Here is a 13,351-nt window from a genome sequence, read left to right on the forward strand (position 1 = left end):
CGCTTTCAACTTCTTCGTTTGCCAGAACCTCAGTGAAGAGATACTGCGAATCCGTTTCAGCGGAGCCTTCGATTATGACTCGGTTTTGGCAACCTCGTCAACTTTTTTCTGGCTCTTTCTTCGCTCTGCGTGACAGGCCTTGCGGCCTGTCTTGCTGACACTCAGCATCTGCTGTGCGTGTTGAGCGAAGCCCACGAGTATATGCCAAGGTTTCGACTCGACAAGTCCCCCCGCAAGAAAATTTGAGGTTCAGCACCCGCCGCCCTATCTGGACGGCCGCTCGCCGTGCTTGGCGCCCCTTGGATAATCGGTGCCACATGGCACTCATCACACTCCTCGACGCACAACTCGCGTTCGGTCACGTCCCGCTGCTTAATCATGCGGACTTCTCTCTTCTCGCCTCGGAGCGTATCGGTCTCATCGGCCGCAATGGGGCCGGCAAGTCGTCGCTCCTCAAGATCCTGGGGGGCCTGGAGAAGACGGACGATGGCACCCTGCAGTTGCAGCAGAACCTGCGCGTCGCTTACGTGGCACAGGAGCCGGTACTGGACATGGATGCGGACGTGTTTACCGCCGCCAGTGCCGGGCTCGCACCGGTCATCGCCGTGCGGGACCTCTACCTCTCGGGTGCGGAGGGTCTGGATCTGGACGCGCTTCAGTCTCAGATCGAGGCCTTCGATGCCTGGAACTGGGAGCAGCGCGTGGAAGAGACGCTGCATCGCCTTCATCTGGACCGCGATGCGCGCGTCGGATCGCTTTCCGGCGGTACGCGCAAACGCGTGGCGCTGGCACAGGCCCTGGTGGCGGCCCCGGACGTCCTGCTGCTCGACGAGCCGACCAACCACCTGGACCTCGATTCCATCGAGTGGCTGGAAGAACTGCTGATCGACTTCAAGGGCAGCGTCATCACGATCACCCACGACCGGAGCTTTCTCGACCGCGTCGCCACCCGCATCGTCGAGCTGGACCGGGGCAAGCTGAACTCCTACCCCGGCAACTTCGCGCAATATCTCTTGCAGAAGGAAGAGCAACTCGCCCAGGAAGCGGTGATCAGCGCCAAAGCAGACAAGCTGCTGGCGCAAGAAGAGATCTGGATCCGCAAGGGCGTGGAAGCCCGCCGCACCCGGAGCCAGAGCCGCATCGGCCGCCTGGAGGCACTGCGTGCCAGCCGCTCCGCGCGGCGCGAGGTACAGGGCAGCGTCAACATGGACGTGGCCAGCGGCCAGTCGAGCGGCAAGATCGTCGCCGAACTCACCGAAGCGACCAAATCCTTCGGGCCGAAGACCGTGATCCGCAACTTCAGCGGCACCATCCTGCGCGGCGACAAGATCGGCCTGCTCGGCCCCAACGGCGCGGGCAAGACCACCCTGCTGAAGCTCATCCTCGGCCAGCTCGAACCCGACAGCGGCAAGATCCGCCGCGGCACCAACCTGCAGGTCGCCTATTTCGACCAGATGCGCGAGGCGCTGAATCTCGACGCCACGCTGGAAGACTTCATCAGCCCCGGCAGCGAGTGGATCGAGATCGGCAAGCAGCGCAAGCATGTGAAGAGCTACCTGGGCGACTTCCTCTTCTCCCCGGCCCGTGCCAACTCGCCCGTGCGCTCCCTCAGCGGCGGCGAGCGCAACCGGCTGCTGCTGGCCCGCCTCTTCGCGCGGCCGGCCAACGTGCTGGTGCTCGACGAGCCCACCAACGACCTGGACATCGACACCCTCGAGCTGCTCGAAGACCTGCTCCAAAGCTACGACGGCACCGTGTTCCTGGTCAGCCATGACCGGACCTTTCTGGACAACGTCGTGACCAGCACCATCGCCTACGAGGGCGACGGCCACTGGCGCGAGTACGAAGGCAGCGTGCAGGACTGGCTCACCCAGTCCAAGCGCGCCCGCGAGATCGCCGAGCAGCGCGCGGCTGCCGCACCGCCTGTAGCGGCCGCGCCGGTGCCGGCAATGCCCGCGGCGGCCGACACCCGCCCCGTCGCCGCCCGCAAGAAGCTCAGCTACAAGGAGCAGCGCGAACTCGATGCGCTGCCGACCACCATCGCCGCGCTGGAAGAAGAGCAGCAACGCATCAACGAGACGCTGGCGCTCGATGGCGGCGCCATCTACGCGAGCGACGCGACCCACGCCGCGGCGCTGGCCGAGCGCCACGCCCGCATCGACGAGGAACTGCTCGCTGCGCTCGAACGGCAGGAAGCGCTCGGCGCCACGCGCTGAAAGCCGGCGCATCGTCGGCTGCCGTCCGACGATGGCGGCGGGCGGCTTGCGCTATACCCACAGCCTCTCCACAGCCGAACCCACCGCATGCCGTCTTCTCGCGCCTTCACTCGCCACCTTCGCACCGGCGCACTGGCGCTGCTGCTTCCGCTGTTCCTGGCGGTGGGCTGCGCCCAACTGCCCAAGGACGTGGAGCGCCCCGTCTCCAACGCCCTCGCCACACCGGCCGACACCCCGCTGGGCGCCCTGGTGCAGCAACGGCGCGGGGCGGAACGGGCCCGCTTCGACACGGGCTTCGTGCTTCTCAATGGACCCGCCGCCGCCTATGGCAGCCGACTCGCGCTGATCGAAGGCGCCCAGAAAACGCTCGACCTCCAGTACTACGCCATCCATGCCGACGCAAGCACCGGCCGGCTGCTGCGCGGCCTGGTCGACGCGGCCCGGCGCGGCGTGCGCGTGCGGGTGCTGCTCGACGACTTCCACAGCACCGGCCGCAATGCGCTGGTCATGCAGCTGGCCTTCGAACCGAACATCGAGATGCGCATGTTCAACCCGGTGGCCGGTGCGCGCGGCTCGTCCGTGGGGCGCATGTTCAACGCCCTCGGTGACTTCGACCGGGTGCAGCAGCGCATGCACAACAAGCTCTTCATCGCGGACAACGCCATGGGCGTGACCGGCGGCCGCAACCTGGGCGACGCCTATTTCGGCATCGCGCAGACCGGCAACTTCGTCGACGTCGACGTGCTCGCCGCCGGCCCGATCGTGCAGGACATGTCGCGCAGCTTCGACAGCTATTGGAACAACGAGCGCGCCTACCCCGTGCAGTCACTGGTCAAGCGCGAGGAACTGCTCCAGATTCGCGACCGGGTGCGCACGGCCGCCGCCGCGCAGCGCGAGCGAGCCAGCAACGCCGACGGCGCCCAACCGCCGGACGGCGAGCCGCGGCCGTCCGACGCGGGGCCGACGGACGCCCAGCGCGCCGCCGCCTGGGACGAGAAACCGCTCGACCTGCGCACGGTCACGTTCGTCTGGGCGCCGGCCGTGATGCTGGCCGACAAGCCCGCCAAGATCGCCGCCGAATCGGACAGCCCGCCGGACACATCGCCCGCCCCCGCGCTGGTGGTGACGCAGGCCCGCAGCGCCGAGGGCGCCCGCCGCCTGTCGGCGCTGGAAGACGCCTCGGCGAGCGCGGACGGCGGCGAGACCGTGGTGTCGGGCCTGCTGCAGCTGATCGACCAGGCCCAGAAAGACCTGACCATCATCTCGCCCTACTTCGTCCCCGGCCCGGACATGAAGCGCGCCTTCGCCGCCGCCCGCGCACGTGGCGTCCGGGTGCGCGTGCTGACCAACTCGCTGGCCTCCAACGACGCGCCCATCGCGCATGTCGGCTATGCGCGGCATCGCGAAGAACTGCTGCACATGGGGGTCGAGCTGTACGAAATGCGCAGCGAGCAGGCGAGCGTGGGCAGCGCCCTCGGCGCCTCCGGTGCGAGCGCCACCGGCGAATCGCGCTCGATGCTGCACTCCAAGGTGCTGGTGATGGACGGTCGGCTGCTGGTGGTCGGCTCGATGAACCTGGACCTGCGCTCGCAGCTGCAGAACACCGAGCTGGCCCTGCTGATCCGCAGCGTCGAGCTGTCGCGCGCCGCGATCGCGCAGATCGACGAGGTCGTGCAGACCGGTGCCTGGCATGTCGAGCAGGCCGATGGCGGCCTTGTCTGGCGTGCGCCACCGGGCAGCGGCCTGGCGGACGCCCGCACCGAGCCGGATACCAGCGTCGGCCTTCGCCTGCTGCTCAGGCTGGTCGGCCCGCTCGCGCCCGACGAATTGCTGTAGCTGGACGGCGCCGGCGTCAGGCCGCCAGCGCTTGCGTCACGGTGTGGATCAGCAGCCCCACCAACCCGCCCACCAGCGTGCCGTTGACGCGGATGAACTGCAGGTCGCGGCCGATGTGGCGCTCCAGTTCGTCCGTCATCTCCTCTGCGTTCCATTGCGCGACCCGCTCGACGATGTAGCGCCGGATGTCCTCGCGGTAGCGGGCGATCGCCACCGGCGCGGCCTCGGTGATCTGCTCGTTGATCCAGCGGCGGAAGGCTTCGTCTTGCTGCAGCCGCTCGCCCATGGAGCCGGCCAGCGTGGCGATGCGCCGGCGGATGGTCGAATCGTCGCGCGCCAGGTCGTCGTGCAGCCAGGCCAGCAGCGTGTCCCACAGGCCGTGCAGGTAGTCGGTGAGCGCCGGGTGCGCCAGCAGTTCGGCGCGGATCGTCTCACCGCGCGCGTAGAACTCGGGGTCCGATTTCAGGCGCTCGACGAAGTCCGCCATGAAGCCGTCGAAGCGCAGCCGCAGCGGGTGGCCCGGTTCGGCCGCCACGTCGCCCAGCGTGTGCACCAGAGCCGACACGATCTTGCGCGTCGCGGCGCGGGCGGCCACCTGGTCGAGCCCGACATAGCGCAGCGTCTTGATCTCGCGCGCGATCGCCTCGGTGATGTGCTCCTGCACCGTCTCGCCCTGCATCACCTCGGCCACCTGCGTCAGCACGTCGTCGAGCAGCGCCTGGTGCCGCCCGCCGGCGGTGAGCGCGTCCAGCGACTGGCCCAGCAGGCGCGACACGTCGACCTGCGCCAGCCCGGCGGCTGCGGCGCGCCCGACGAAGGCGCGCGCCCGCTCGTCGTCGAAGGCGCTCAGGCCGTAGCGCACCGCAGCCACCGCATGCTGGCCCAGGCGCTCGCCATGCGCGGGCGCGGCCAGCCAGTTCGCCAGGCGCGTCGCCGGGTCGAACTCGCGCAGCTTGGCCAGCACCTGCGGCGTGCTCAGGAAGTTGTCGAGGATGAAGCCGGCCAGCTTGGCGCCGATGCGGTCCTTGTTGGCCGGGATGATGGCCGTGTGCGGAATCGGCAGGCCCAGCGGATGCCGGAACAGCGCCACCACCGCGAACCAGTCGGCGATGGCGCCGACCATGGCCGCTTCGGCGAAAGCCGCGACATAACCCCAGGCCGGGTGCCGCGCCTCCAGCGCATGGGCCACGCCGTACAGCACCGCGGCGCCACACAGCAGGCCGAGCGCGACGCGCTTCATCGCGGTCATCGGAACCCGGCGCGCCTCACGGCAGGCTGCGCGTGTGGGCCAGGCCCCGCAGGAAGACCTCGCAGCGCGCCAGCTGCTCGAGCGTCACGTACTCGTCGGGCTGGTGCGCCTGGGTGATGCTGCCGGGACCGCACACCACGGTCGGGATGCCCGCGCCCTTGAACAGCCCCGCCTCGGTGCCGAAGGCCACCAGCGTGGTGCCCTGCTCGCCCGACAGGCGCTGCGCCAGCTTCGTGATCGGGTCGGTGGCCGAGCCGAGGAAGCTGGGCACCTCGCAGATCGTCTCGAAGCGGAAGCCGGTGTCGGGTGCGACCTTCTTCATCGGGCCTTCGAGCCGGCCGGCGTAGGCCAGCACTTCCTTTTGCATCTGCTGCGCGTCGGCGGTCGGCAGGTTGCGGAATTCGTAGCGGAACTCGGCATCGCGCGGCACCACGTTGTCGGCGATACCGCCGTGGAACTGGCCGACGCTGGCGGTGCTGAAAGGCACGTCGAAGCCGTCGTAACGCCGCTCGTTCTGCTCGAAGTCTTCGGCCATGTCGCGCACCTTGCCGACCACGCGGGCCGCCATCTCGATCGCATTGACCGACTGCGGCGTGAGCGACGAATGCGCCTCCTTGCCGCGCACGCAGCAGCGGTAGCGGTACACGCCCTTGTGGGCGATGGCCGGCACCATGTTGGTGGGCTCGCCGATGATGCAGGCCATCGGCTGGATGTTCTGTTCCTTCATGTCGGCGATCAGCTCGCGAACGCCGAAGCAGCCCACCTCCTCGTCGTAGCTGAAGGCGAAGTGCACCGCGAAGGGCGCGTTGCTTTCCAGGAAGGCCTCGGCGTTCGCCAGCGCCACGGCGATGAAGCCCTTCATGTCGGCGGCGCCGCGGCCGTACAGGCGCGGGCTGCCCAGGGCGGCGAGCTCGTCATGCGGGCCGGCCGGCACCGGGCCGCCGCCTTCGGAAGGCCAGTGCTGCACCATCGCCGACAGCGGGTCGATGCGCCAGTCCTGCCCATCCCAGGGCACCGTGTCGGTGTGGCCCGACAGGATGATGCCGCTGCGCTTGCCGGCGCCGAGCGTGGCGAACAGGTTCGCCTTGGTCTTGTCGGCGTTGTAGGTCAGGCGGCTGCGCACGCCGAGCGCGGCAAGCTGGTCGCGCACGAAGCCGATCAGTTCGAGGTTGCTGTTGGCGCTGACCGTGTTCATGCGCACCAGGGTCTGGGCCAGCTCGAGGCTGCGGGCGGAAAGGACAAGTGACATGCGGCCATTGTCCCCGGAAGTTCGCGCGGGCGGTCCGCCTGGCCGTCTGTCATCGGCTCGGTGTAGGCTGGCCATTCGTTCAATACCACCGGGATCACGCCATGACGCCTTCAACCCGCGACCGCCTCACACGGACCCTTCGCCCCGCCCCGTGGTGGGCCCTGTCGGTGCTTGCCACGCTCGGCCTGGCCGCGTGCACCACGCCGGGCACGCCGGCCGCCCTGCCGACGCTCGATGGCAAGCCGCCACTGGTGGTGGCGCACCGCGGCGCCTCCGGCCAGCTGCCGGAAGAGACGCTGGAAGCCTATGCCCGTGCCATCGAACTGGGCGCCGACGTGATCGAGATGGACCTGCTGTCGACCCAAGACGGCGTGCTGGTCACCCGGCACGACCCCAACCTGGCGATCAGCACCGACGTGGCCAGGCACCCGGAGTTCGCGTCGCGCAAGAAGACGATCCAGGTCGACGGCGAGACGCAGACCGGCTGGTTCGTGCAGGACTTCACCCTGGCCGAACTGCGCACCCTGGGCGCCACCTCGACCGACGCCGAGCGGCCGCAGCAGTTCAACGGCCGCTTCAAGGTGCCGACCTTCCAGGAAGTGGTCGACCTGGCCAAAGCCAAGTCGCGCGAGACCGGCCGCACCATCGCGATCTACCCCGAGACCAAGAACCCGACCTGGTTCCGCGACCTGGGCCTGCCGCTCGAGGAGAAGCTCGTCGCCATCCTGGAGGCCGCAGGCTGGAACAGCAAAAGCGCGCCGGTCTACGTGCAGTCGTTCGAGCCGGGCAGCCTCAAGCGCATGAAGGCGGCCGGCCTGAAGACCAAGCTGATCCAGCTGATCGACGGCGACGGCATCGACATGCGCACCGGCGCCATGACCTATGCGGTGCCGGTCGACCGCCCCTACGAATGGACCAAGGCGGGCGACAAGCGCAACTTCGACGTGATGGTGACGCCCGCCGGCCTGGCGGAGATCGCCACCTACGCCGACGGCATCGGCCCGTGGAAGCGCTACATCGTGAGCGTCAAGGGCACGATCGGCGCCGACGGCAAGCCGGTCGACATCAACGCCGACGGCAAGATCAACGACGCCGACGCCACCTCGACCGTGCCCACCACGCTGGTGGCCGACGCGCATCGGGCCGGCCTCTTCGTGCACCCCTTCACCTTCCGCAACGAGTCGCGCCGACTGGCCCGCGATTACCAGGGCGACCCGAAGAACGAGTACATCGCCTTCTACCGCCTGGGCGTGGACGGCGTCTTCACCGATTTCACCGACACCGCCCTGGCCGCACGGGCCGCCTGGCTGAAGGAAACCGGACGCTGAACTACCGCATGGGCACGGTCTTTGCGGGCATCGCCAGCCCCGCCTAGACTGTGCCTATGAAACTCATCGATTCGCTCGTTACCCAGGCTGCCGGCATCGCGTCGATCCGACGCGACCTGCATGCCCACCCCGAACTCTGCTTCCAGGAAGTCCGCACCGCCGACATCGTCGCGGCCAAGCTGACCGAGTGGGGCATCCCGATCCACCGCGGCCTCGGCACCACCGGCGTGGTCGGCATCGTGAAAAACGGCACCGGCACCCGCGCCATCGGCCTGCGCGCTGACATGGACGCGCTGCCGGTGACCGAGCTCAACACCTTCGCGCACGCCAGCCAGCACCAGGGCAAGATGCACGCCTGCGGCCATGACGGTCACACCGCCATGCTGCTGGCCGCGGCCCAGCACCTGGCCAAGCACCGCAACTTCGACGGCACCGTGTACCTGATCTTCCAGCCGGCGGAAGAAGGCGGCGGCGGCGCACGCGAGATGATCGCGGACGGCCTGTTCGAGAAATTTCCGATGGACGCGGTCTACGGCATGCACAACTGGCCCGGCATGAAGGCCGGCCAGTTCGCCGTGAGCCCCGGCCCGGCGATGGCGTCGAGCAACGAGTTCAAGATCACCATTCACGGCAAGGGCGGCCACGCCGCGCTGCCGCACACCGGCATCGACCCGGTGCCGGTCGCCTGCGAAATGGTGCAGGCCTTCCAGACCATCCTCACGCGCAACAAGAAGCCGACCGACACCGGCCTGATCTCGGTCACGATGATCCACGCCGGCGAGGCCACCAACGTGATCCCCGACACCTGCGAGCTGCAGGGCACGGTGCGCACCTTCTCCCTCGAGGTGCTCGACCTGATCGAGCGCCGCATGAAGCAGATCGCCGAGCACATCGGCGCGGCCCACGACACCGAGGTCGACTTCTACTTCCACCGCAACTACCCGCCGACCATCAACAGCGCCGCCGAGGCCAACTTTGCCCGCGACGTGATGGCCGGCATCGTCGGCGCCGACAACGTGCTGCCGCAGGAGGCCGCGATGACGGCGGAGGACTTCTCCTTCATGCTGCTGGCCAAGCCCGGCGCCTACGCCTTCATCGGCAACGGCGACGGCGCGCACCGCGACATGCACCACGGCGGCGGCCCGTGCACGCTGCACAACGCCAGCTACGACTTCAACGACGACCTGATCCCGCTGGGCGCGACCTGCTGGGTCGAACTGGCCGAGCAGTTCCTCAAGCCCGGCAGGACCGGCGTGTGATCGGCGTCGTCGAGGCCTTCTCGCCGAGCTACGCGCTGGCGCGCCGCAAGTTCCTGCAGGGCTGCGTCGCCGCAGGCCTCACGGTCGAGACGCACCCGCATCCGCTGAAGGGCCGCGACGGCGAAGACCTGGCGATGGACGTCGCCTACGACGGTCCGGCCGACGCGCGGCAGCTGCTCCTGGTAACCAGTGCCTGCCACGGCATCGAGGGCCATTGCGGCAGCGGCGTGCAGGTGTTTGCGCTGCACGACATCGAGTGGCGCGAGATGGCGCGCGCGTCCGGCGTGGGCGTGCTCTACGTGCACGCGCTGAATCCGCACGGCTTCTCGTACGGCCGGCGCGTGACGCAGGAGAACGTCGACCTCAACCGCAACTTCATGGACTTCACGCAGCCGCTGCCGGTCAACGCGGCCTATGCCGAGCTGCACCCCCTGCTGCTGCCCCAGGCCTGGCCGCCTTCGCCCAGGAACCAGGCCGAGATCGATGGCTGGATCGCGTCGCATGGCGTGCCGGCCTACCAGGCCGCCATCTCCGGCGGCCAGTACCAGTTCAATGACGGCCTCTTCTTCGGCGGCAAGGCGCCGACCTGGAGCAACCGCACCCTGCGGCAGGTGCTGCAAAAGCATGCGCAGAAGGCGGCGGCGCTCGCCTGGATCGACCTGCACACCGGCCTCGGCCCGAACGGGCACGGCGAGCGCATCTTCGCCGGACGCGACGACGCGGCGGCCTATGCGCGGGCGAACGCCTGGTGGGGCGGCGAGACGGCGGTGACGTCGATCTACGACGGCTCGTCCACCTCGGCGCTGCTCACCGGCCTGATGTGCGGTGCGATCGACGAGGAATGCCCGCAGGCCGCATACACCGGCATCGCGCTCGAATACGGGACGGAACCGATCCTCTCGGTGATGGGCGCGCTGCGCGCCGACCACTGGCTCCACAAGCACCCGGACGCGGCGCCGGAGCTGGCGGAAGCGATCCAGGCCCGCATGCGCGATGCGTTCTACACCGACACCGACATCTGGAAGGGCCAGGTCATCAGCCAGGCGCGCCAGGCGATGTTCCAGGCCGTGGATGGCCTGTCGAAGGCCTGAGCCTCACCGTCAGATGGCTGCCGCGCGCGCCTCGGCGATCACCAGCAGCCCGTCCATGATGAGCCCGTCGACCAGCTCGAAGGGGCTCACCATCGACGGCGCCATCTTCCAGCCGGCACCGCCGGTCATGTAGCAGGCGGGCTCCGTGCCGCAATGCGCCCTGACGTGCTGGCGCATGCGCTCAACGGCGCCGGCGATGGCATACGTGCCGCCGCTGGTGAGCGCGTCGCTGGTGTTGGTCGGGAAGTCTCGCACCTCGCCGGTCGGCACGTGCAGGCCGGCGGTGCCCGACTCCAGCGCGCGCAGCATGATGCCGTGGCCCGGCAGGATCAGGCCGCCGAGGAACTTGCCATGCACATCGATGGCCTCGACCGTGACCGCGGTGCCGATCATCACGACCACCATCGGCCGCGCCGGCCCTTGCGACAGCATGCGGTGGCGCGCGCCGATCATCGCGACCCAGCGGTCGGCGCCCAGGCGCGTGGGATGGTCGTAGCCGTTGGTCACGCCGGCTTCGGCGGCGCTCGACACCACCCAGCGCGCCGGGCAATCGAAGCGTTCGAACACCTGCTCCTCGGCGCGGCGCCGCACTGCATCGCCCGCCACCGCGCAGCCAAGCATGGCCGTGGGCGACGGCAGCTCGGACCACGCGCCTTCGGCCAGGCGCTCGATGTGGTCGAGGAATTCGGCGCCGCTTGCCAGCAGTTCGGCGCCCGGTTGCCCCGCTGCATAAAGCGCCCACTTGAGCCGCGTGTTGCCGATGTCGATGGCGAGGAAGGTCATGCCGGATTATTTGCGAGTTTGTCGGCGCGTGTGCTTACCCTTGCTTGCAAGCATGCGCCCGGCGCCTACGCCTCGGTGCGGCGGGCCTGCTTACAGTGCACCTTCATCACCACACGAAGGAGCACAACCATGGGTCTGCTGAGTTTCATCAAGGAAGCGGGAGAGAAACTGTTCGGCGGTTCGTCGGCGCACGCGGCCGAGCCGGGCGCCAACCCCGACACGGCGGCCTCGGCCGCCATCAAGACCTACATCGAGACCCAGAACCTCGGCCTCACCGAGCTGAGCGTCGCCTACGCGGGTGCTACCGGCGTGGTCACGCTGTCGGGCAAGGCACCATCGCAGGAGGCGAGCGAGAAGGCGAGTCTGGCCGCCGGCAACGTGGCGAACGTGACCAGTGTCGACAACAACCTGGTGGCGCCGGAGGCACCGCCCGCCCAGTACCACGACGTGGTGCGCGGCGACACGCTGTCAGCCATCTCGAAGAAGTACTACGGCGACGCCAACAAGTACAACGCGATCTTCGAAGCGAACAAGCCGATGCTCACGCATCCGGACAAGATCTACCCCGGCCAGAAGCTGCGCATTCCCTCGCTCAAGTAAGCCGGGCCAGCGCTTTCAGGCCTGCTTCCAGGGCAGGCCGCGAAAGCGCCACCCGCCCGTGCGGCCGCGGTGGCCGTCCGCATCGGGGTTGCCCTCGAAGCCTTCGAGGATGTTGTAGGCCTCGATGCCCAGTTCGGTCGCCCGCTTCGCAGCGGCGATCGAGCGCACGCCACTGCGGCACAGCAGCACGACCTTGCCGCCGGTCGGCACCGCGGCATGCAGGCCCTCGTCGAAGCCCGGGTTCATCGCCATGCCCGGCCACTGCTTCCACGCCAGCGCCACGGCGCCCGGCACATAGCCCACCCACTCGCGCTCGGCGTCGCTTCGGACATCGACCAGCACCGCCTGGCCGGTGGCCACCCACTGCGCGGCCTGCTCGGGGGTGATGTCGCCGGCGTAGCCGTCGGCCGGGGTGAAGGTGGCATCGGCTCGGGTCATTTCAGTCCTCAATCGTCATGGGGTTAATCGAAGCGGTCGGCATCGCTTCAGAGAAGCGAGGCATGCGTGTGACGCCTCAATTCTGGACGCTGCGTGAAAACCCTCTGCGTCACGAATCGATACATGCCAAAGATGGGCGGCCTGGATGTTCCAGACACCACAACGGAGACAAAACGCATGACCGAGCAAACACCGAATCGCCGTCGCAGTCTGTTGAAGGGCGCCGCCGTCGCGGCCGGCGCCATGGCCGCCCCGATGGTCAGCATGGCGCAGACCAGCACGCTGCGCTTCCAGAGCACCTGGCCCGCCAAGGACATCTTCCACGAGTACGCCCAGGACTTCGCCAAGAAGGTGAACGACATGGCGGGCAGCCGACTGAAGATCGAGGTGCTGCCCGCGGGCTCGGTGGTGCCGGCCTTCCAGCTGCTCGACGCGGTGGCCAAAGGCACGCTCGATGGCGGCCACGGCGTGATCGCGTACTGGTACGGCAAGAACTCGGCGCTGGCGCTCTGGGGTTCGGGCCCGGGCTTCGGCATGGACGCCAACATGGTGCTGGCCTGGCACAACTACGGCGGCGGCAAGGCGCTGATCGAGGAGGTCTACAAGAGCCTGAACCTCGACGTGGTGTCCTACCTGTACGGCCCGATGCCGACGCAGCCGCTCGGCTGGTTCAAGAAGCCGGTGGCGAAGGTCGAGGACATGAAGGGCCTCAAGTTCCGCACCGTGGGCCTGGCGGTCGACGTGTTCACCGACATGGGCACCGCCGTGAACCCGCTGCCCGGCGGCGAGATCGTGCCGGCGCTCGACCGCGGCCTGATCGACGCGGCAGAGTTCAACAATGCCTCGAGCGACCGTGTGCTGGGCTTTCCCGACGTCGCGAAGAACTGCATGTTGCAGAGCTTTCACCAGTCGGGCGAGCAGTTCGAGATCCTGTTCAACGGCCCGAAGCTCAAGGCCCTGCCGCCCGAGCTCAAGGCCATCATCGACTACGGTGTGCAGGCCGCCAGCGCCGACATGAGCTGGAAGGCGATCGAGCGCAACTCGCAGGACTACATCGAGCTCAAGAAGGCCGGCGTGAAGTTCTACAAGACGCCCGATGCGATCCTGCGCGCGCAGCTCGCGTCGTGGGACAAAACGGTGGCGAAGAAGTCGGCCGAGAACCCGCTGTTCAAGAAGGTGATCGATTCGCAGCGGGCCTTTGCCGAGCGTGCCGGCCAGTGGCAGAACGACTACACGGTCGATTTCAAGATGGCCTACAACCATTACTTCAGCAAGACGAAGAAGGCCTGAACGCACTGGCTT

Annotated in this window: 11 protein-coding genes; 7 read left to right on the plus strand and 4 right to left on the minus strand. The window is 68.3% G+C overall.

All coding sequences use genetic code 11. The features are described from left to right. Window positions 1-317 precede the first annotated feature (317 nt). Together ACSFA2_RS11730 and ACSFA2_RS11735 are read left to right on the plus strand one after the other, a co-directional pair. Window positions 318-2,216, plus strand: a complete 1,899-nt coding sequence (locus ACSFA2_RS11730) for an ATP-binding cassette domain-containing protein (protein WP_435455514.1) — start codon at window positions 318-320, stop codon at window positions 2,214-2,216. An 87-nt stretch (window positions 2,217-2,303) separates the two neighbouring features. Then, window positions 2,304-4,052, plus strand: coding sequence for a phospholipase D family protein (locus ACSFA2_RS11735; RefSeq protein ID WP_435455515.1), 1,749 nt, complete (start codon window positions 2,304-2,306; stop codon window positions 4,050-4,052). A 16-nt stretch (window positions 4,053-4,068) separates the two neighbouring features. Here the strand turns inward: ACSFA2_RS11735 and ACSFA2_RS11740 are convergent, their stop codons facing one another. Next, a complete protein-coding gene (locus ACSFA2_RS11740) occupies window positions 4,069-5,301 on the minus strand; it encodes a DUF445 domain-containing protein (protein ID WP_435455516.1) in 1,233 nt (410 codons plus the stop codon). 16 nt (window positions 5,302-5,317) lie between these two features. Further along, window positions 5,318-6,550, minus strand: coding sequence for a M20/M25/M40 family metallo-hydrolase (locus ACSFA2_RS11745; protein WP_435455517.1), 1,233 nt, complete (start codon window positions 6,548-6,550; stop codon window positions 5,318-5,320). A gap of 101 nt (window positions 6,551-6,651) precedes the next feature. Here ACSFA2_RS11745 and ACSFA2_RS11750 point away from each other — a divergent pair, with 101 nt between their 5' ends. From ACSFA2_RS11750 to ACSFA2_RS11760, 3 genes are read left to right on the plus strand one after another with little or no spacing between them, the layout of a single operon-like run. After that, a complete protein-coding gene (locus tag ACSFA2_RS11750; protein WP_435455518.1) occupies window positions 6,652-7,878 on the plus strand; it encodes a glycerophosphodiester phosphodiesterase in 1,227 nt (408 codons plus the stop codon). Window positions 7,879-7,934: 56 nt separating this feature from the next. Beyond that, window positions 7,935-9,137 (plus strand): M20 aminoacylase family protein, encoded by a 1,203-nt coding sequence (locus ACSFA2_RS11755; RefSeq protein ID WP_435455519.1) that lies wholly within the window; start codon window positions 7,935-7,937, stop codon window positions 9,135-9,137. Further along, window positions 9,134-10,228 (plus strand): M14 family metallopeptidase, encoded by a 1,095-nt coding sequence (locus tag ACSFA2_RS11760; RefSeq protein ID WP_435455520.1) that lies wholly within the window; start codon window positions 9,134-9,136, stop codon window positions 10,226-10,228. Before ACSFA2_RS11755 ends, ACSFA2_RS11760 begins: the two co-directional genes overlap by 4 nt. 9 nt (window positions 10,229-10,237) lie before the next feature. Here ACSFA2_RS11760 and ACSFA2_RS11765 read toward each other — a convergent pair whose 3' ends face one another. Further along, complete coding sequence (locus ACSFA2_RS11765) at window positions 10,238-11,011, minus strand: type III pantothenate kinase (protein ID WP_435455521.1); 774 nt, start codon at window positions 11,009-11,011, stop codon at window positions 10,238-10,240. 129 nt (window positions 11,012-11,140) lie between these two features. On the opposite strand from ACSFA2_RS11765, the gene lysM reads away from it, so the two are divergent. Then, complete coding sequence (gene lysM / locus ACSFA2_RS11770) at window positions 11,141-11,611, plus strand: peptidoglycan-binding protein LysM (protein ID WP_435455522.1); 471 nt, start codon at window positions 11,141-11,143, stop codon at window positions 11,609-11,611. 15 nt (window positions 11,612-11,626) lie between these two features. Here the strand turns inward: lysM and ACSFA2_RS11775 are convergent, their stop codons facing one another. Continuing rightward, the gene (locus ACSFA2_RS11775) at window positions 11,627-12,049 is read right to left on the minus strand and encodes a rhodanese-like domain-containing protein (RefSeq protein WP_435455523.1); all 423 of its coding nucleotides are present in this window, start codon (window positions 12,047-12,049) and stop codon (window positions 11,627-11,629) included. A 177-nt stretch (window positions 12,050-12,226) separates the two neighbouring features. Between ACSFA2_RS11775 and ACSFA2_RS11780 the strand changes: the two genes are divergently transcribed. Further along, the gene (locus tag ACSFA2_RS11780; RefSeq protein WP_435455524.1) at window positions 12,227-13,339 is read left to right on the plus strand and encodes a TRAP transporter substrate-binding protein; all 1,113 of its coding nucleotides are present in this window, start codon (window positions 12,227-12,229) and stop codon (window positions 13,337-13,339) included. Window positions 13,340-13,351 lie beyond the last annotated feature (12 nt).

The organism is Variovorax cryoconiti (genome assembly GCF_051216395.1).
GTDB lineage: Bacteria > Pseudomonadota > Gammaproteobacteria > Burkholderiales > Burkholderiaceae_C > Variovorax.